The sequence below is a fragment of the Nonomuraea sp. NPDC049400 genome, assembly GCF_044466425.1.
Classification (GTDB): domain Bacteria; phylum Actinomycetota; class Actinomycetes; order Streptosporangiales; family Streptosporangiaceae; genus Nonomuraea.
Genome location: NZ_JBITMP010000050.1, coordinates 1 through 19,044 on the forward strand (window position 1 = coordinate 1; position 19,044 = coordinate 19,044).

Consider the following 19,044-nt stretch of genomic DNA (forward strand, 5'->3'; position numbering starts at 1 on the left):
TCGCCTACGAGCACCTACACCAGCAAAGATCGACTAGCCTGACACTGGCCGCATGACATACCCCACCGCGTGTCCACTTCCGTGGGGGAAGGCCCCTTGTCCCCAAAGCGATCCACGAAATGCGCACCATAAGCTTCGCCGAACGCCAGGCGATCGCCACCGAATGCTCTCAGACCATCGCCGAACGCTCCGACCGGCTCATGTTCCCCACCCCTGGCGGCAAACCCTCAGGTGTGCTGGCCGCGCTCGCGCGAGGATTTGCCGCTGCCGCCTACCAGCCCGGGGGTATCACCGCACTCGGCATCCACGCCTGCGTCTTCACCCATCCCGGGTGCCCCGCCCTCGATACGCAGCATCGACCACCCTGCTGCACCTGTGCCCCCGGCGCATGCTCCGCCACGGCGGCAGCCGCCTGCGAGCGGTGCACCTGGTGCGCTAACGGGTGTTCAACTGACGGCACCTGCTGCCCGCCGCGATCAACCTTCGGACGTGTCGTGCTCGACGACACGCCCTGACCGCCAAGCCTCGCCTTCTTCCCCTCCCGGCCCCGGCTACCCGCCCCAGTGCCACGGCGCGCCCAGACGCGGGCGGCGTAGGGCCGAAAGCCCTCTCACAGAAAGAACCCTTTGGGAGCCACACCCTTCACCACCGGGCCGCAGCAAGGCGCAACAGCCAAGGAAGCGTTCGACGCTGCGGTCGAACAGGCCAGATACGACTACGGCCACCGCGGATACACCGGAACCATCGCTGAAAAGGACGACTTCGTCATCGTCGCCAGCGAGCCCATGCCCGAAACCGAAGCGACAGCACTCGCCGACCAGCTCCTCAGGGCGGACAACCCGCGGATCCTCGACAAGTGGGGGCCAGCCGGAGCGATCCCCATCAAGGGAGAGAACGGCAGCCCAGTCAGCTGGCTCTTCGTGGGCTGGGCCTCCAGATGAAGCATCCTCCGCCTCTTCGCCGCCGCGCCGCGCGGGAGCCGCACCCCATCTGATCCCCGGAACCCACCGGCTGGCGCTCGACGGCACGCCGGATCCGGACGCTCTTCTCCACGGATGCATCCCTTCGCAGGCGTCCGGGCCCGCCATCCCTCTCGGCCGCCTCGTCCAGCACAACACACACCGACGCGGCCGCGTCGCCTCGCCAACCTCCGTCTATGGGAGGACCCCGATACATCACACGACCGTGCGCACCACCGCCGCGCCCGCGACAGCCGTAGGCGCGCGGTGCCCATGAGTGAGCCCATGACCGGCGACCGCCTGCAGCACATCGAGTCCGCACTGCACGCCGTGCCCGCGCCGCCCTGGCAGTGGATCGGCGACCGACGCACCGGCGCCCTGCTGGTCACCGGCCATTCCGGCTGGCTGTACCTGCTCGGCGCCGAACGGCCACTGGACAGCGCGGGCGAGCCCGCCGAAGACGCCGCCGGGATCCCCGTCCACGCCGATCTCACCTTCCGCGACCAGCAGCCAGACGAGAAGTACGCCGTCCTGCGCCCGGCCCGGGACCTGGCCGTCAGCCGTACCGCCTACGACCCCGACACCGTCCGCGACATCGACAATCCGCTCGCGCGCTGGATCAGGGACGCCCCCCAGTACGTCAGCGAACTGCTGGCGGAGGTGCACCGCCTGCGAGCCGCGACACGGCCGAGCCGATCGGATCCGTGACCTGTCAACCAGCCTCAAGAACGACGGGCAGGGACTCGACCTGCCCCCGGAGGAGTGGATCGCCCCGCCCGACCCCGGGCCCGGCATCGCTCCCCTCATGCACATCAGCTCTCCCGAACCGTCCTGGCTCGCCACTCAGGACTTCCCGCAACTCGTCACCCGCGACCGGCTCGCCCGCCTGGTGCGCAAGCTGCCCAGGGCGCGGCGCGGATGGATTCTCGACAGCGACGCCTACCAACATCTGCAGCGCAACGGCACCTGGGTCATCCCGGCCGAGCAGTACGCCGCCGAGGCCGACCGGTGGATGCGCCGCATCGGCCGGCTCAAGGCCGCGGCCGTGCAGGACTGGCCGACTGAGGATGAGGTCCTCGCCGCCACCGAAGCGCGCATCATCGCCCTCCGGGGACCGGTGCGGTTTCTACCGGACTACGTGCGGGCGCACCAGGAGTGGACGATCGAGTCCTATCTGCGCCTACGTTCGCTGGCGCCCCGCGTACCGTGGATGCCGGTTTTGCAAGGCCGCACCTCAGGGGAGTACCTCCGCCACCGGGAGATGTGGGCTGAGGCCGGCGTGGATCTGGCCGCGCATTCCCTGGTCGGCATGGGCTCGCTGTGCAAGCGCTCGGGCAGCATGCTCAGCTTCTTCCAGATGGCGCTCGTCATCGAAAAGCTGGCCCGCGACGGTATCCGCCTGCACGGATTCGGCCTGAAAACGACGGCGCTGGAATACGAGGAAGCGCGCAAGAGCCTGGTGTCGGTCGACTCCGGCGCATGCTTCTACGCCGCGCGCCGGCAACGTCTTCGGGCGCACCGCGACTGTCCCCACCCCGGTGACTGCCGCAACTGCCCCCGCTGGGCTGCCGACTGGGTCTCAGACCTGGCCGATCGTGGCCGCGTGGCCGCCGCGTGATCGCCGCGCCGCAGCGCACCCCCGTGGCGAGTCCAGGCCGGACGGCGCCGAGGCCACCAGGGGGAGGCGGCAGATCCTGCGCCCCTCTCCCTTTCCTGCGGAAGACACCCTCTGCCCCACAAGGAGCCGCATGACTGTGGACTGGATCAGCTGGCTGCGAAGCGACGTGTGGTTTCACCCCCGCGTCCCTGCCGACACCACTGAGGTCGACCTGCTCCACCCCGTGGAGGCCACCCACGCCCTGCAGGTGATGGAACACCACGCCGGCCTGGCTGCCCGCGCGCTGTGCTCCCACGCGATGCGCACCCCGGCCCCGGACGGCGCGGGCTACCTGGTGGCCGCGCACGTCCACCGAACGCCGCCTCATCCGGGCGAACCCCCGTGAGTGGATCGCCACGACCCCGCTCGCTACAGCGCTGCGGGCGCGCGCCGAGTTCACCGGCGAGGTCAGCATCGTCCACCGGATTCCCGTCGAATCGGGGCTGCCGAAGGCCCTGACGTGGGGCGACTTGCGCCGCATCGCCATGAGTCACCCCTCCGACGCGCTGGTGGTCACCGCGACCGACGCCGAAGGCAACGGATTCGCGCCCGTGATCGGCGTCGAGGTGTTCGCTCATTTCGTCGCTGGCAGGCATCCGAGCGCCAGCGAAGTGGCTGGCCGCAGCCGCCCCGGCAGCAGGTCGTGCATCGTGCTGTGGCCCTCCGACGACCCCCGCTTCTCGTGCGACCTGCTGACCGCGGCACCCACCCCGCCGCCTTCCACTGGAAAGGTGCAGCCCTGACCGGCTTCTACTTCACGCTGCTCAACCAAGATCGCCAATGGGTCGACGGACGTGGCCACGCTGTCCCTGTCGACCACCTGCCTGCTGACGACGCCTACGTCGCCGGATGCTGGCTGCGCGACAACGCCGTCGCTCTCGCCCGCCACATCCACCACGAGCTTCGTCACCTGCCCGCCCAACCGCTCCCCCACTGGATTCCTGTCCCCCACGCCCTGACCGACGGCGCCAGCCAGGCGTGGGTAGAGGCCACTCCGCTGGCGAAGAAGCTGAGCGCGCACGCCAGCGTGCACTTCACCCGGATCGACGGGAAGCTGGTCCGGTTCCACACCATCTCCGTCGACGGCATCCGCCGCTGGCGTTTTTCCGGGTGCAATGTCGCACGCGGGTACGCCACCTGGCAGGACGCGGCCGTCGAGGCCGAACTGCAGCTTGCCGGGAAGGTCCGCGGTCCGCTCGCGGCCGCCCGCGGCCACATCGTCGACCAGGCCGTCCACCGAGCGAACGTACGCCAGCAGCTCGCCGCGCTGCGCACGAAGGGCAGCAAAGCGGAGGCGGTCGTCTTCTCCTTTGACCTGCTGCCCGACAACGTGCCCCTCCCCGACGACCTGCTGCCGCCCGTGACCGGGGAACACCCGGCCGCCGGCGACGGCGCCGACCTCACCCAGCAACTACGTCAGCAGGCCGAGGCCTCGCTCCGGGTAGCGCAGCAGGCCAACGAGCACGCGCGAGAGCTGCGCGGCCGTCTCGACCGCGCGGTCCAACTCGTCGGCCAGTACACCAAACAGGCCCGCGGCACCACGCGTCAGAGGTGGATCAACGTCCGCCGCGCCCTGGCCGCCGAACTCGCTGAGCTTCCCACAGCGGTCCTCGACGAGGAGGGGCTCATCTGCCCTGCGTGCTGGCAGCGCAACCGCTTCGTGGGAACACGACGTCGGGTTCCGCATCACCCCCCTCACGTTCGAAAACCGAACGCGGCTGACTGCCGACTGCGGCGCCGCGGATTTCGAGACCGAGCGCATCGTCTGCGGCGCCTGCGGGACCGCCGTCGCGCTGCCTGAGGCCATCGAGATCGCCCACCCCACCTGATCGCTTCCTATCGCGGGAGATATGTGACCACCGACGTTGCGGCGATTGACGCTGCCCTGACCCGCCTGCGATATGAGGTCGAACGCCTCGACAAACGGGTGTGCCTGCTGTCCCTGGCCGCCATCGCGCACCACGTGCGCGCCACCTTCCCCGAAGCGGTGACACTCGGCCTGTCGTGGAACGATTACGCCATCCACGTCGTGCCGGCGGGCTACTACAACGCCGCCGGTGAACTCCTGGGCCAACTCCCCGAGCAGGAGCCCGACGGCGTCGGCGTGTTCGGCGGCATATTCAGCCCTCTGCCGCCAGACGACCTTCTGGACGTGAGGCGCCCACCAGATTCCGGACAGTCGGCTACATAAGCTGACAGAAGTCTGGAAGAGGTAGGTACGTGACGAGGCGTCGTAGGCAGTTCTCGCCGGAGTTCAAGGAAGAAGCCATCCGCATGGTGCTGGAGGGCGAGCGGACGGTCGCGTCGGTGGCGCGCGAGTTCGACATCAACGCCAGCACCCTGGGCAGCTGGGTGAACCGGCATCGGATCGCGAGCGCGCAGGAGGAGCGGCCGCCGGTCTCGGGGCCGGAGCGGGCGCGGATCCGGGAGTTGGAGCGGGAGAACGCCGAGCTGCGCGAGAAGTTGATCTTCTTGAAAAAAGCGGCCGCCTTCTTCGCGTCCGAGACTCGATGACGCTCGCCAAGTACGAGCTGATCGACGCGGAGAAGGCCTGTCATTCGATCGTGAAGATGTGCGCCTGGCTGGGCGTGTCCCGCTCGGGCTTCTACGAGTGGCGTGAGCGGCCGGCCTCGGCCACCGCGCAACGCCGTGCGCTGCTGGCCGCGCTGGTCGCCGAGATCTTCGCCGGCTCGCACGAGACCTACGGCTACCGGCGGGTGCACGCCGCCCTGGCTCGTCGCGGTGAGCACTGCTCGGCCGAGTTGGTCCGCGCCCTGATGCGGGAGCAGGGCCTGGTCCCGGCTCAGGTGCGGGCGTTCCGTCCGGCCACCACCGTGCAGGGCGACTTTCGCGGCATCCCCGATCTGGTCGGCCGTGACTTCACCGCCGAACGGCCGGGCACCAAGCTGGTCGGCGACATCACCTACGTGCGCACCTGGGAGGGCTTCCTCTACCTGGCCACGGTGATCGACTGCCACAGCAAGGCGGTGCTGGGCTGGGCGATGGCCGATCACTACCGCACCGAGCTGGTCAAGGACGCAATCCGGATGGCCGCCGGCACCAGCCTGCTGCAGCCCGGCGCCGTGTTCCACACCGACCGCGGCTCGAACTACACCAGTGATGAGTTCGGCCGCTTCCTGACCGGCTTGCGGATCCGCCGCTCGGTCGGCCGCACCGGGGTCTGCTACGACAACGCGATGGCCGAGTCGTTCTTCTCCGCGATCAAGAACGAATGGCTACACCGCTTCGTCTTCACCACCCGGGCCAAAGCGAAACGGCAGGTCATCCGTTACATCGAAGGGTTCTACAACCACCGGCGCCTGCACTCGGCGCTCGGCTACCGGCCACCCCTGGAAGTGCTCAACGAGTCCCTTTCAATCCAAGCAGCCGCATAGGCTACGCCCATAAGACGGCTGTCCGGAATCTCCGTGGCCCCTCAACGAGACGACCGAGCCCTACTGCTCCAACCTGAAGTGGAGCAACCGGGCCGTGTGGGAGCCGTTCACGACCGACGTCCACCCCACCACAGGCAAGATCATCGAGTGCGGCGATCGGTGGCTCGACCTAACCCGGGCGCTGGACATCCTGACCGGCATCATCAGCCCGGCCACGGTGCAGGCATTCGTCGATTGGGCCGAACAGGCCGGCATCACCTCTGAAGATCTCGACGACTCCGTGCACGACCTGGCCAGCGAGCCGGCCCCGGACACCAACAACGGAGGCCTGCACGACCAGGTCAGCTTCATGATCGAGTCGTGCGGCGAGGACGGAGCCCGAGACCTGCTCGTCCGCTGCGAGCCCGAGGAGCCCCGCCCCGGCCACGCCCTCGGCACGTTGCGCTGCCGCATGGCCGACGGCTACGACGACGACCGCGTCAACGACATCCTCGGCCGGATCAGCCAGGCGACCGGCGTCCGCGTGGTGTGCGTGTGGAACGAGCGCGACCGCTGGAGCTGCGGCGGCGAGTCCAACTTCTACGTCGAAGGTGACGACGGCCACCTGCGCGAGCTCGCGGGCGACCTGTGGCTGTGGCTCAACGGCCGCCCCGACGACCCGGACACCCCGCACTTCCCGGGACTGCCGGCCAGCTGGATCGGCCCGCCTACCGGAGTCAGCGCCGCGACCCTCGCCTGGCATGACGGCGAGCACAACTACGCCAGGCGTGACCTGGAAAACGGCGAATGACAAAGCCGCCAGCGGGCCTGCTTCACCCGCTGGCACCTCTGACATCCTCGACACCAGGAGTGATCATGGCCTGGACTGGCCCACTCGAACGCATCCCGCTGCGGGAGGCCCGCCGGCGCTATGACGCCGGGCTGCACATCGGCGTCAACCATGATCGCAACGACCGCTACACGGTCGGCTGCTGCTTCACCCGCGACGACATGAGCCATAAGCCCTTCGACGAGATCATGGACATCTCGAGGGACACGCGGCGGCCCAGCGTGCTGTTCTGGTGGGCGCCGATCGCCGCGGTGGACCTTCCGCCGCATCTGCGCGACCGTGCCGGCATCGTCTTGACGCGAGAGCAGCTGGAGAGCTGGGCGGGACCGCTCACCACCGACGAGCTGGAGACGCTGCACGAGGCGATGGCGAACTCGAGCATCCCTGACGCGGTCGCCACCATCGTGGCCGCGATCCGCCGAGATGAGCGGCATGAGCCCGCCGAGGCGGACAAGGCCGATGCCGAGTGACGCCGCAACCTACCCTGGCACCGGTTCCGCGGGAAGCTCGCGAGGGCGGCCCCTGCCCGCGGAACGAACGCAGAGCCGCCGCAGATCTGCCTTCCCCCACAGTGCGCGATCCTGACCTGGCCCAGGCCGTGGCCCGGCTACGCAAGATCGCCCAGGGCACCCCGTGGAGGCCGGTGCGCGATCGGTGCCGGCTGCAGGAGGGCCGCGCCTGGATCAAGCAAGCAGCCACCGACCTGGCCGATGCCATCGACGGCGACTCCGACCCGCACGAGGTCATCGCCGCCTTCGACCGGTTCGCCGCCTCCCTCTGGGACGCCACCCACAAGCGGCGACGGTCGCTGAACGATCCGGGTGAGCCGGGCGCGCACACATTCGCCGGACGGTTACGAGCCGTCGGCCGCGACGCCTACCTGAGGTGGCGGGCAGCCCTGCCGCACGGCGGTCACCCGACGGGCCATCGCTTCCACAGCGTGGAGCAGGTGCGTCAGCATCTGGCCGCCGGCGGCGACTCGCCCGCGGTCCTGTCGTACAGCCGGGCCAGCGACCGCGCCCGCGCGCTGGCAGACGAACTCGACGAAGCCGCGCTGGCGGGCGGCGGCTCGTTCATCGCAACACGGCGAAGCGACAACGGCAGATGGAATCTGCACTTGTCCGCGAGCGGGCAGGCGCTGGTGCCGCGTGTGGACTTCGCCTCCTGTACGGACGCGATCGACGTGGGCGACCTGCTGAAGACGCGGGCGCAGGAGTTCTGGGATCACCCGGATCACTGGCTGACCGGCCTCTACCCGCTCGATGAGGTCCTGGACGTGCTGACCGAACGGCGGCGGCGCGCGGGCGGGGGTATGCCGCTGCCCGGCCAGGAGCCGCCGCCCCCTGATGACGAGTCCATCGACGTGGAGGTTTCGTGTGTTCGGCAGTGTGAATGAGCTTCGGGAGCACCTGCGCCGGTCATCGTTGGACGCTGACGCCGACCGGCGCGAGTTCCTCGAGCGGCTGGCCGAGAACAAGACGCTGGCGCTGACGCCGTCGGGCCAGCTGGCACTGTTCAAGTCCAAGGGAACCTGGGTGGTGCTGGCGCCTGCCGCCGCGTTGACGGTGACCGCGCAGTACCTGAAGTTGCGGACGAAGAGGGAAGCGCTGGAGATCGCCGCCAAGCTCGAAGCGATACGAGACGGTGACGGCAACCCGCCTGCCTGGGCGTCCGCTGACCTTCAGAACGCCGTGAAGGACTGGCGTAGCGCCGATGGCCTGACCTGGCGACATGTCGTGATCGACGTCATGGGCCAGCACGACATCGACCACGGCCGCGACCAGACGCCCATCGCGGAGATGGCACGAGAGCAGCGCAAGAGCCGGGAAGCGAAGGCGGCGTTCCAGCGGCGGGCGGCCGAGGGCGGCCACCGGATCGGCGACGCCCAGGAGCTGGTTGCCGGAGACCAGATCGAGCTGGACTCCCACATCAGCGACAGCCGGCGCGGCCTGAAGGGCTGGACGAACGGCGCCCTGCTCGGCGGGTCCGACCCGCCGAGCGAGCAGTACACCAGCGTCATCATTCGCGGCACGCTCAAGGCCCCGCCGAAGTTCAACAAGGCCAGTGAATGGAGCGGAAGCCTGGGCATCGACTGGGCGTTCGAGCCGGGAGCGACCTGGCGCACCACCGACGGCCGCGAAGGCCCGCTGGCGACTGATGTCTGGCGCGGCTCCGAGTTCGAGCGCCGGGTGCTGTTCAAGCGGGACGAGGTGATGGAGCATGCGGCCCCCACCCGGGAGAGCATCACCCAGGCCGGGCGCATGTTCGGGTTCCAGTCTGAGGCTGTTGAGGGGATGGCGGCTCAACTGGACGGACTGTTCGCCTCCTACATCGCCAGGGACGCCCGTGTCCGCTTCCGCGAGCTGTGGAAGATTCCCGAGCCCGAGCTGAACCGGCTGGCCTTCGCCGCCCGCGCGGCCTTGGACATACGGCCACAAGCAGTCGCGGAGATCCGCAAGCTCCGGATCGGCACACCATCCGGCAAAGACACCTTGGTCTTTGCGGAAGGCGTCATCGAAGTGGGGGCCATCGCCGCGGAGCGGCGGCGGCGTGGGCTGCCCGATCCGCCTCCGGACTACGTGGCCGGCGCGGGCATCGCGCGGCAGATGCGTGACGGCGAGACCGTCGACGTCGCCTCTCTCGGCGTGGCGCAGCTGCGAGGGGCCATCGACTACGCCGACGGCACCTGCGCAGCGTGGGCCGACTATCTGGCCTCAGCATTGCCCGACAAGGACGAACGGGCCAGCAGGTGGGCGGCCGTCCGCGACCAGTTGCGGAGCGACCTGGAACGCCGCCAAGGCTCTGGGCGGCGCCGCCGCAGGTGATCAGAGCCGCCGCACTCGACGGCGAGGTGGCGGGCAGCGAACGCGCTCCGTGACGACACGACAAGCACGGGCCCAGCTGGCTGCCTGGCCGGCCGGGCGGCGGCCGATGATCCGGCGCCTGCCCGTCCTGAACCCTCGCGTTCACCACCCACACACGAAAGAAGGTTGATCATGGCGTGGCCCTCCCCGCAGAGCGCCGCACCCGAGCTCGAGCCGGAGGACATCTGCCGCGAGGCTCACGGCATCCTGCGTCGCCTCGGCTGGACCCAAATGCACTACGTCAGTAGTCATGGCCCGCCCCATCAGGGCAAGGTGTGCCTCGTCGAGGCCATCTCCCGGGCCGCGGGCCTTCCGCCCGAGGCGATGATGCCGGGCGCCCGCGCCCGCGTCCAGCACGCCGACCCGGCCGCTGCAGCCCGCTACAGGGCGGTGGACCGCACTCTCGACGTGCTCGCTGAGAAGCTCGGCCGCGATGAGCAGGACAATTTGTCAGCGCAGAAATGGCTGATGAACTGGAACGATGCGGGCGGCCGCATGTGTGAGGAAGTCCTGGCCGCGCTCCTGGCCTATGAGGAATAGCACCATCCGCCGGATAGGAGCGCATAACCTCTCGCTACCCGGGGTTGTGCCGCCATCTGTCGACGTGCCGCACCGACGCCGTGCCCTCCTGGGCGCACTCGTTCGTGAGGCGGCCTTCGGTTTCGGTATCCCAGCAGCGGCCGCTGCTGTCTTCGTCTCGCTGCTGCATCGGTACGAGGACCATGTCCTGGACGGACTCTGGAAGCAGATCGCGCTGGCCGTTCCGGCCGACAGCGCCCCGGAGATCCTCGATCAGGTTGCTGTCTGCGTCCGTGGGCGCGCGGATCGCAGCACAGAGACCGGCGCAGATCTTGCCGCCAGCGATGCCGTGCGCTTGGCCGTCGTCGGGTGCGCCCGGCGAACTCACCAGCTGCCCGACCCCGGCTACGACTACCGGTCGGGGATCGAAGCCGCCCGCGCAGCTGTCGGGTCCCGGGCGCCCCGCCTGTCCGGAGAGGAACTACGCGGCGCGCTCGACTACGCCGAGGCACGCGCCCACCGATGCAGCGCCGACGGCTGGCCGCTGCCGAGCGAACAGACCAAGCCGTGGCAGCAACTGGCCGAACAACTCATCGGCAACGACCACCTCGGGGCGCGGCCACCCATCGTGCGGGCCATGCCGTTGCGTCTGGTTCGGTTCGGCGACATCGAGCAGATCCTCAACCATCTGAAAGTCGGCGGCGACTACGCCGACGACGCACGTTATGCCGAGCAGGCCCGTGACGTACGCAACGCCTGCTCCTGGCACCCCGAAAGCAGCGCCCTGGCAGAGCACGGCAGGTTCCTGCTGCATCGCACCGGCCCGAACTACTACAACCGGCCCTGGACGGTCGCCGATCCGGGAAGCGGCCTCAACCTCGCTGAAGGCCGCACCTTCTGGCAGGTGAAACACGCCGAAGCCTACGCCGAGGCGCTGAAACAGGCCGCTCCCGACATCGCCTGGGGCCACCCGGATCTGGCCGCCCGGTGGCCGGCCGTCCGTACGGTGATCCGTGCCATCAACCTCGCTGATCACGCCTACCAGCAGCACCTTGCCCTCGAGCGAGAACTTGACCATCAGGAGGATGAACGCCGCCGCTACCAGGCACATGACCGCCAGATCGGCGACCTCATCGCGCAAGCCAAGACCGCCGCCTGTCGTGGCGAGCTCGCCCAGGCGTTGGCAGCTGCCGAGCAAGCTGAGCGACTGGACGCCGAGTCGCTGAACAGACCCGGCCCAAACGTGTGGCCAAGCTTTCGTCTGCGCCTCGAAAGTGAAGCCCGCGGCCACCCGCCGACCTAACCGCCTCACCTGCAGGTGCGGGGTGTCGCGCCACCCGTACGGCGAGATGACTCACCCGCCGTACCGGCGGCCAAGCCCAGCACCCGTCGCCGTCCTGAGCAGTCGCCCGGCGCGGACCGGGACAACCCGCCAGCGGCGAGCGCTGCCTCACCTCTGCTGGCCACCCACCTGCCCTCATCGCAGTGTCCCCGCGGAACTCGCACACGACCCACACCAGGAGCTGATCATGGCCTGGACCGGCCCCATCGAACGCATCGCGACGCACGAGGCTCGCCGGCGCTATAACGCCGGCCTGCATATCAGCGCCAATCAGGAACATCACACAATCGGCTACTGCTTCACCCGCACCGACCTGGGCGACAGAACCTTCGACGAGATCGTGGACATGTCGCAGGACTGGTGGGCGCCGATCGCCGAACCGGACCTGCCTCCGCATCTGCGCCGCCCACCGGGATCACCTTGACGTACGAACAGTTGGAGAAGTGGGCGGGACCGCTGTCCCCCGGCGACGTCGAGGCGCTTGATGCGGCCATCGGCACCTCGAGCATCCCAGACGCCATCGCCACCATCGTGGCCGCCATCCGCCGCGGCGAACAAGACGAGCTCCCTCAACCTGAAGCAGGCGCTCAAACGGCCGCACACCCCTGTCCATCGGTTGATCCACAACCGGCCAGCAGCCGCACCCTCCTCGCGCAGGATCCGTTCAGCGGGCGTGCTGCCACGCTGTCCGGCGCCATCGACAGCCTCACCCCTGCGTGGAACCTCGAGCATCCAGCTGGCGCCGACCTCAATGTCAGCGCCGGGCATGCCCTCAGCGCCGACATCAAGACGATCGCTCCGAACCTCGCCGGTCTCGCCCTGGACGTAGCCCGGGCGATCGCCAGCCGTGATCCGCTCCGGACCGTTCAACTGTTCCACTTCGCAGCCGAGCTCGCCTCAGCGATCGACGCCTACACCGAGCGGGAGGAACACGAGAGCGGCCTCGCGCTCAACATCATCGACCTCCTGAGCCCCGGCATCGCGCTGGTCACCCGTGTCCTGCAGGTACACGCCAACCCCGCCGCGGCCGAGCGCGTCACGGTCGGAGAACTCATCCAGCGGCTGCAGCAGTTCCCTCAGCACCTGCAGGTGTGGGTCACCGCGCCGGTCAGCGCGGACGGATACCAGCCGCTCACCGGCCACATCACCCAAGCCGAAGACCCCGACCCGGCGGCCGGGGATCCCACCACCTTCGTAGCCCTGGCCGCCCAGCACTGACCCCAGGCGCCCAACGCCGGCGGCTCTCGCCCAGCCGCCAGGAAAGGAACAGCTCACCACATGAGCGTTTTGCCGCTCCTCGACGACCTGACCTACCCCGCCTCGGCTTCCGCGCCCGCCCGCACCTTCTACGCCGACGGCACCCGGGTCGCGCTACGCAGCGCCGAGGGTGACGTCGCCGGAACCACGTACGGCATTCAGGCCGGCCCGCACGACGCGCTGCAGGCGGTCCTGTGGGACGACGGCCGTACGTCCCTCGTCGCCAGCGACGCTCTCAACCGTCTGGCCGCCCCGGTCCCCGTCACACCGCGCGACGCCGCCAGAACGGCTCAGCGAGTCACCCGGTTCGCCGCCAGGTTCCTGGCCGAGACCCCGGAACGACACAGCCACCCCGAGCCCGACGACGACATGCTGGCCAGGCGGTTCTCCCGGTGCGCCCGACCGCCGTCGCGTGCGCTATACCCCAAGATCCGCGCCGAGATCCTGCGGATTCTGCGCGAGCGGGCCAGCGAGGAGACGCCGGGCGTCCCCACCGTCAAGGTCGAATACATGCCGTGGGACGGCGAGCGCATCACGGTTCCGCTCAGCATCGGCAACCAGCTGATGAAGAACGCCTCCGCCAGCGACTGCGGCTCGATCGGCTGGGTCACCGAGATCAAGGACACCTCCCGGAACGGCACGGCAGGGACCTGGGTCACCCTGGAGCATCCCGGCAGCTCAAGCTGCTCGACGTCGTATTGGCTCGCTGACGACATCGCCCACTGGTTCATCAAGATCGACTGAGTTGCAAGGTCTGACTGATCCGCATGGAGCGGCTCCGCCCAGTAGCCGGCCGTGACCCGACATCGCAGGGCCGGGCCACGCCGAGCCCAGCCCCTCGAAGTGGAGGCCGACCTGACGTCATCGACGCCGCACGCACATGACCACGTCGACACGGTGCACGCGGAGCTGGTCCGCCGGCACGACGGCGACGGCACCGCCGCCGTTCTGGCCTTGGCCCGCTACGCCAACGTCGCGGTCAACTATCTGGACCGGCAACTGTTCGACAGCCGCCTGAAAGAGTTCCACGGCCGATCCGCGCCGTTGACCGATGACGAGTGGCACGACCTGATCGCCTGGCGCCTGGACGGTTACGACGAACATGTCAGCGAGCACACCTGCTGGCAGGGCCAGATCGAGCGGGCCTACATGGACGAGGTCCTGACCAAGTCCGGGATCCTCGCCGATGAGGAGAACGGCGGCGATCAGCAGGACGCCCGCGCCGGCGACCGGGAAGCCCGATCCGCAGATGACGTCGACCCGCTGAACCTGTCCGGCACCCTGGCCGCTGCGGCATCCGCGGCCGCAGTCCTGGCCGCAGCTCGCGAGGTGGTCGACAAGGCCAAGTCAGGGGGCACCGATGAGTAATGAGGTGCGCCCGGCCGCTGGAGCCCACGTGACCATCACGTTTGACGAGTACGGCGAGCGGGAGCTCCGCATCGTCCAGGCAGCGCCGACTCCGCGCGGCTTCGTCGTCCACGGAGAGACCCTGGCGCGCCCGCACTTTCAGGTCGTCTACATCCAAACCGAAGACATGCCGCAAGAGCTGACCATCTACGACGGTGACAACTCCTGGTACCGCTCCAACCAGGGGTTCTTCCAGCGGAGCACAGGTGGGACACCCGAGCCCGGCTCGTCACCGCGCTCCAGCTGACGTTCACACGGCGCGGCCGTGCCATCGCAAGTCTGCGGCCGCGCCCAGTTCACGCCCGAACGGAAACCGTCATGACGTCATCGATTCCACACATCCTTGACCAGACGCCCGAGAGCGTCGTCACGACGATCGACACGATCAACGCACACCGGGGTTGGCCAGGGCGCTTGGCGGCACCGTGCCCGGGCCACATGTCGAGCTGCCACGAGCCCATCGACGGTATCGAGGTCACGATCGGCGCCACGCAGGTGGAGTTCCGCGTCGCCGGCGTGCTCGTCGGTGCAGGGCCGCGCTGGGGGGCGATCGGTAACGCCTACGTCGAGTGCCACCTGCCGCATTCCACCCCAACGGACCCCGACGTGAGCGCCTTGCACCAGCGCGGTGCCCTCAACGCCTTCCAGCTGCACCTGTTGACCCACCACGGAACACATCGCTGGGACTGCACCTCATGGGTGCGCGACACGTGGTGCCGCCTGTGCCGAACCGGGACGCGCCGGCCGTCGGCGTAAACCTGCCGACGCCGCGGCCCGGCCGCGTATCCCACCAGACCTCCTCCCTCTCCCCCGCCTCATGCCGCCCAGCACGAACGGAGCATCTATCAGCAGCAACTCAGCGAAGAAGCTGTCCGATCTCCTGAAGTCCAGTCCCGAGGAACTCCACCCCCTCCTAGAGCCTGTACGGAGTTGAAATCACAGGGATTGCCTGCGACACGGTTGGCAATCCTGGTAGGCCATCGACATGGCGCGTGGAGACCTCACCGACGAGGAGTGGTCCTTGATCGAGCCTCACTTGCCGCTGGGTGAGCGGGGCCCGATTCCGGACCTTCGGCAGCAGTTCAATGCGGTGATGTGGCGGTTTCGTACTGGCAGCCCGTGGCGGGACCTGCCCATTGAGTACGGGCCGTGGTCCACCGCCTACGACCGGTTCCGCTCCTGGGCGCTGAACGGCGTGTTCGAGCAGCTGATGCAGGCGATGATCGCTGAAGCCGCGGCCCGTGGGCAGGCCGACCTCGACCTGGTCAGCGTGGATTCCACCACCGCCCGCGCCCACCATCATGCCGCCGGGATGGTCTTGGACGGCGAGCTGACCGCAGCGCTGCAAGAGGCCGCCGAACGGGAAAAGGGGCTGCGCCAAAGGGGCAAAACGCCTGCGACGGCGACCCGTGCGACGACGGGCGTGGCAACGGGGACGGGGACGGGCGACGTTGGGTACGTCGTCGGCACCGGTTCCGGCTGAAGGCGGCCAAGCTGGGCCGCTCGCGGGGCGGTCTGACCAGCAAGGTGCATCTGGCGGCCGACCGGCGATGCCGTCCGCTGTCCTTTGTCCTCACTGCCGGTCAGTCCGGAGACAGTCCGCAGTTTCGCGCCGTGCTGGAGCGCATCAGGATCCGTCTGCCGGTGGGTCGTCCGCGCACCAGGCCGGGCGCGGTGGCCGCCGACAAGGCGTACTCCTCCCGCGGCAATCGCGCCTACCTGCGCCGACGCGGGATCAAGACGGTCATCCCGGAGAAGGCTGACCAGGCGGCCAACCGCAAGAAGCGCGGCTCCCGCGGTGGCCGACCGGTCGGTCATGATGCCGAGCTCTACAAGGAGCGCAACACGGTGGAACGGTGCGTCAATCGGATGAAGGAGTGGCGTGGGCTGGCCTTCCGGTTCGACAAGACGCCCGACAGCTATCTGGCCGGCCTGCACCTACGCGGAGCCGTCTTATGGATCCGAAGCCTCCGGCCAGCCTAAAGATCCGAACTTCGTACACGCTCTAAGTGCCACCGCATCCGACCTCGACGACAGCCTCGAACAGATCGATTGGGCAGAAGAGGAGATCGCCGCCGCCAGCAGACGCCACCCCGCGCAAGCAGACGCTCTCTTCCACGCCTTCTCCCTACTCAAGCCGCAGTACTCCCGCGCCACCCGTCGCCGGATGACCACCGAATTCGTCTACCGAGCACACTGCCGCGAACTGCTCAGCCGAGTAATCGCCGGCGAGGACACCCGGCCCGGCACCGCGGCCGAGGCGGTCTGCGCAATGATCGATGCCTTCAAGGCCACGACGCTGAGGAAGTCGGCCATCGGCTTGTACATCCGCATGTGGAAACAGGCATTTCCGGACAAGGACATCTTCGGCGACCGTCTCCAGCACTACGAAGCGCTGGAGAAGACGCACATCGACGATCACGAGACATGGGTTCGCGACAAACTCGCGAACAAGAACCGCGTGCTCACCACGATCGAGTGCACCGGCCAACATCACAGCGAGTGGGTCACCTGCCGATACGCAGACCCCAGCAGTGGCCAGAGCACCCGTCCAGCCAAACCCGTCAAACGTTCGGCCCGCGCCGCCCAGCCGGTCCCCGTGCCGCCTCCGAGCCAGTCCTCCCAATGTGAGCTCACGGTCGGTTCGGCTGGCATGGGCGAAGCCGGACATCACATCCTCACCCAGGTGGGCTCCTGAACTCCTACTTTCACGCCAAGGCCTCCGCTCGTCGCTGGGGAGGCCGGCCAGCCGACTACCTCCCCGTCCACGAGTTCCTTGATTCCAGCAAGCAAGTGGTCGGAGACGTCCGACACCGGGCGATGTACCACCACACCCTCGGCGTGTGGCTGTGTCAGAAGGTGTTCGGCGTCACGATCACCGTCTGCGGCAAGGAGATCCCCGTCCGGGAGATCGCAGAGCGCCACATCATCGAGGACCTCGGCTGGCTTCCCTCGCCCACGGATTACTTCGACGGCATGCCGATCAAGCCGTGGATGAGCGGCCCGAAAACCAGCGACAGACCGCTGTCCGTCCTCAACCTCACCCCCTCTCAGGAAAGGACTGCCCCATAAGCAGCCCCGCTAAGAACTTCCTCGGTATTCCCGTCGAAGGCGACATCTGCAGCCGCTCCAGGACGCCCCAGAAGCCGCTGGAGGAGCTGCAGCCGCTGCTGCAGGCGCTTCTCGACGACCCCTCGATCGTCTCCTTCGGGTGGCATCAGTACACGCCGTACTTCAACGACGGAGACGAGTGCGTCTTCGGCGTCGGGTCGCTGTGGGTTCGAACCACTCAAAACCGGCAGGTCGAAGACGTAGACGAACTCGAGGAATACCTGTACGAGCTCGAGGTCGGTGAGAATCCCTCGCTCGGCCAACGCCGCCGGATATGGAACAGCGAGACCCGCACCTATCGGGAACTGCCGTACGAGGGCCCCGACGAAGCCCGCTACGACCGCTGTCTCGCCCTGTCGAACGCGATCGGCGGCGGGCACTTCGACGACGTGCTGCTGGAGGCCTTCGGGGACCACGCCGCCGTCGAGATCACGCCGTACGCCATCCGGGTCACAGGATACGAGCACGACTGACGCAATACCCGGTGGTCCACCCGAGCGGCGGGTGGACCACCCCACCGGAGAACACGTGGCAAGGTCTCGCACACACCTCCAGTCCGCTGCGCGAGCGCGGCTGTCCCTGAACCACCCCGCCACCCGGCCCACGCCCTGCCCAGACCGCGCCAACGCCTATGACCAGCGCGAAGAAATCGGATGATCGTCAACGGTGACCGGGAGACGACGAACCCCCTCACGCGGTAGAAGACCCGCGCTGTGGCCCGAACCCGGAACCGCTGACCTGCAGCGTCCCTGCGGCCGATGCGGGCACGACAACGGCAGCCACACCGGCGGCCGCGGCACCTACACCCAATGGTCGCAGGGGCTCCGCATCTTCGACCAGATCTGGCGGGAAGCGTCTGGCCACTGCACGCAGCCCGGCTGCCGATGCTCAGGACGCGCCGAAGGAGCGCCACCGCCGCCCGCGGGCCCACCGCCAGTCACTACGTCGCCGCCGCGCCCGGCCACCCCGCTGACGGGCCCGTGCGGCTGGGGACCAGGGCCCTGCGGGGTCACCCCCACCCGCCCCTACGCGTGCGGGCCACGCTGCGCCCCGCACGCCCCCTGAGCATGCCGCCGGAACCACACCTGAACAGCCCGTTCGGCCCTTGGCGGTCTGCCACCTCACCCGCCTTCACTCATAGTCTCGAGAGACCGGACCCATGAGCCGCCCCACCAGCCCACTCGACATCGAGGACCTGAAGAGCATCACCGCCGAGGCGTTCCGCACGGCGATCCGAAACAGCGTACGAGCCATCCCGGGCCTCCGCGCCGACTTCAGCCACCCCTACTTCCCATGGCTGTTCGGGGAGAACGAGGACCGCTACGGGAGCGGCTACACGGTCGGCGTCGCGATCGACCATAGGGCCGGCACCGACCAGGACAAGATCACCGGACTCGCAGGCGCATACTATGTGCCCCGCCGCGCTGACAAAACCCACCATGAAACCGTGTGGGAGACCGAGCTGACCTCAGAGCTGATCCACGACATCGAGGCCGTCGCAGCCAGCATGCTTCTTGCGGTGCGTTCCCACCGTGAGCAGGCCGGCCAGCCTCAGACGGGCGCGTCCGGTGCTTGATGCCAAGCCCGCCGCGTCCCGCTCGAGGGCTGCCGCCAGCTGCGCCAGCGGTGGAACCGGTGGGATAGTCACCACACTTCCTGAGATCAACCGGCATGACCTCCGACCGCGTCGCGGCCAGAGAACCA

Annotated in this window: 24 protein-coding genes and 1 pseudogene; all 25 read left to right on the forward strand. The window is 68.6% G+C overall.

Translation table 11 applies throughout. The annotated features are described in order from the left end of the window. The first annotated feature begins 626 nt into the window (after window positions 1-626). The 25 genes and pseudogenes from ACIBVN_RS47585 to ACIBVN_RS47705 all read left to right on the forward strand — a co-directional run bounded on the left by ACIBVN_RS47585 (window position 627) and on the right by ACIBVN_RS47705 (window position 18,916). Window positions 627-941 carry a hypothetical protein gene (locus ACIBVN_RS47585; protein ID WP_397147225.1) on the forward strand — a complete coding sequence of 105 codons (315 nt, stop codon included), beginning with the start codon at window positions 627-629 and terminating at the stop codon, window positions 939-941. A gap of 291 nt (window positions 942-1,232) precedes the next feature. Then, the gene (locus ACIBVN_RS47590) at window positions 1,233-1,667 is read left to right on the forward strand and encodes a hypothetical protein (protein WP_397147227.1); all 435 of its coding nucleotides are present in this window, start codon (window positions 1,233-1,235) and stop codon (window positions 1,665-1,667) included. Between the two features lie 97 nt (window positions 1,668-1,764). Then, a complete protein-coding gene (locus ACIBVN_RS47595; RefSeq protein ID WP_397147229.1) occupies window positions 1,765-2,577 on the forward strand; it encodes a hypothetical protein in 813 nt (270 codons plus the stop codon). A 130-nt stretch (window positions 2,578-2,707) separates the two neighbouring features. Next, entirely contained in the window at window positions 2,708-2,962 is a 255-nt protein-coding gene (locus ACIBVN_RS47600) for a hypothetical protein (protein ID WP_397147231.1), read from the forward strand. A gap of 124 nt (window positions 2,963-3,086) precedes the next feature. Beyond that, window positions 3,087-3,359, forward strand: a complete 273-nt coding sequence (locus ACIBVN_RS47605) for a hypothetical protein (protein WP_397147232.1) — start codon at window positions 3,087-3,089, stop codon at window positions 3,357-3,359. Next, window positions 3,299-4,417, forward strand: coding sequence for a hypothetical protein (locus ACIBVN_RS47610; RefSeq protein WP_397147234.1), 1,119 nt, complete (start codon window positions 3,299-3,301; stop codon window positions 4,415-4,417). Before ACIBVN_RS47605 ends, ACIBVN_RS47610 begins: the two co-directional genes overlap by 61 nt. A 51-nt stretch (window positions 4,418-4,468) precedes the next feature. Further along, window positions 4,469-4,807 carry a hypothetical protein gene (locus ACIBVN_RS47615; RefSeq protein WP_397147236.1) on the forward strand — a complete coding sequence of 113 codons (339 nt, stop codon included), beginning with the start codon at window positions 4,469-4,471 and terminating at the stop codon, window positions 4,805-4,807. 83 nt (window positions 4,808-4,890) lie between these two features. Next, window positions 4,891-6,011 (forward strand): IS3 family transposase gene (locus ACIBVN_RS47620; protein WP_397147422.1). Its coding sequence is split into 2 segments (ribosomal slippage): window positions 4,891-5,104 and window positions 5,104-6,011, totalling 1,122 coding nucleotides; the frame shifts between segments, so codons are not numbered across the junction. A gap of 94 nt (window positions 6,012-6,105) precedes the next feature. Next, on the forward strand, window positions 6,106-6,801 hold the full coding sequence (locus tag ACIBVN_RS47625; protein WP_397147238.1) for a hypothetical protein: 696 nt from the start codon (window positions 6,106-6,108) through the stop codon (window positions 6,799-6,801). A 65-nt stretch (window positions 6,802-6,866) separates the two neighbouring features. Next, window positions 6,867-7,310, forward strand: coding sequence for a hypothetical protein (locus ACIBVN_RS47630; protein ID WP_397147240.1), 444 nt, complete (start codon window positions 6,867-6,869; stop codon window positions 7,308-7,310). A gap of 101 nt (window positions 7,311-7,411) precedes the next feature. After that, window positions 7,412-8,236 carry a hypothetical protein gene (locus ACIBVN_RS47635; protein WP_397147241.1) on the forward strand — a complete coding sequence of 275 codons (825 nt, stop codon included), beginning with the start codon at window positions 7,412-7,414 and terminating at the stop codon, window positions 8,234-8,236. Then, on the forward strand, window positions 8,229-9,665 hold the full coding sequence (locus ACIBVN_RS47640; protein WP_397147243.1) for a hypothetical protein: 1,437 nt from the start codon (window positions 8,229-8,231) through the stop codon (window positions 9,663-9,665). Before ACIBVN_RS47635 ends, ACIBVN_RS47640 begins: the two co-directional genes overlap by 8 nt. 171 nt (window positions 9,666-9,836) lie before the next feature. Continuing rightward, window positions 9,837-10,244 carry a hypothetical protein gene (locus ACIBVN_RS47645; RefSeq protein WP_397147245.1) on the forward strand — a complete coding sequence of 136 codons (408 nt, stop codon included), beginning with the start codon at window positions 9,837-9,839 and terminating at the stop codon, window positions 10,242-10,244. Window positions 10,245-10,308: 64 nt separating this feature from the next. Beyond that, on the forward strand, window positions 10,309-11,526 hold the full coding sequence (locus tag ACIBVN_RS47650) for a hypothetical protein (protein ID WP_397147247.1): 1,218 nt from the start codon (window positions 10,309-10,311) through the stop codon (window positions 11,524-11,526). A 226-nt stretch (window positions 11,527-11,752) separates the two neighbouring features. Next, complete coding sequence (locus ACIBVN_RS47655) at window positions 11,753-11,989, forward strand: hypothetical protein (RefSeq protein WP_397147248.1); 237 nt, start codon at window positions 11,753-11,755, stop codon at window positions 11,987-11,989. Then, window positions 11,986-12,783, forward strand: coding sequence for a hypothetical protein (locus ACIBVN_RS47660; protein ID WP_397147250.1), 798 nt, complete (start codon window positions 11,986-11,988; stop codon window positions 12,781-12,783). The genes ACIBVN_RS47655 and ACIBVN_RS47660 overlap by 4 nt, the downstream gene beginning before the upstream one ends. Before the next feature lie 60 nt (window positions 12,784-12,843). Beyond that, window positions 12,844-13,566, forward strand: coding sequence for a hypothetical protein (locus ACIBVN_RS47665; RefSeq protein WP_397147252.1), 723 nt, complete (start codon window positions 12,844-12,846; stop codon window positions 13,564-13,566). A gap of 51 nt (window positions 13,567-13,617) precedes the next feature. Continuing rightward, the gene (locus ACIBVN_RS47670; protein WP_397147254.1) at window positions 13,618-14,190 is read left to right on the forward strand and encodes a hypothetical protein; all 573 of its coding nucleotides are present in this window, start codon (window positions 13,618-13,620) and stop codon (window positions 14,188-14,190) included. Window positions 14,191-14,218: 28 nt separating this feature from the next. Beyond that, window positions 14,219-14,476 carry a hypothetical protein gene (locus tag ACIBVN_RS47675; RefSeq protein WP_397147256.1) on the forward strand — a complete coding sequence of 86 codons (258 nt, stop codon included), beginning with the start codon at window positions 14,219-14,221 and terminating at the stop codon, window positions 14,474-14,476. 71 nt (window positions 14,477-14,547) lie between these two features. Then, window positions 14,548-14,985 carry a hypothetical protein gene (locus tag ACIBVN_RS47680; RefSeq protein WP_397147258.1) on the forward strand — a complete coding sequence of 146 codons (438 nt, stop codon included), beginning with the start codon at window positions 14,548-14,550 and terminating at the stop codon, window positions 14,983-14,985. A 229-nt stretch (window positions 14,986-15,214) separates the two neighbouring features. Further along, window positions 15,215-16,212, forward strand: a pseudogene (locus ACIBVN_RS47685) (IS5 family transposase). 184 nt (window positions 16,213-16,396) lie between these two features. Next, entirely contained in the window at window positions 16,397-16,927 is a 531-nt protein-coding gene (locus ACIBVN_RS47690; RefSeq protein ID WP_397147260.1) for a hypothetical protein, read from the forward strand. Further along, window positions 16,924-17,301, forward strand: coding sequence for a DUF6915 family protein (locus tag ACIBVN_RS47695; RefSeq protein WP_397147424.1), 378 nt, complete (start codon window positions 16,924-16,926; stop codon window positions 17,299-17,301). Before ACIBVN_RS47690 ends, ACIBVN_RS47695 begins: the two co-directional genes overlap by 4 nt. Next, a complete protein-coding gene (locus tag ACIBVN_RS47700; RefSeq protein WP_397147262.1) occupies window positions 17,220-17,813 on the forward strand; it encodes a hypothetical protein in 594 nt (197 codons plus the stop codon). Before ACIBVN_RS47695 ends, ACIBVN_RS47700 begins: the two co-directional genes overlap by 82 nt. 686 nt (window positions 17,814-18,499) lie before the next feature. Beyond that, on the forward strand, window positions 18,500-18,916 hold the full coding sequence (locus ACIBVN_RS47705; protein ID WP_397147264.1) for a hypothetical protein: 417 nt from the start codon (window positions 18,500-18,502) through the stop codon (window positions 18,914-18,916). Window positions 18,917-19,044 lie beyond the last annotated feature (128 nt).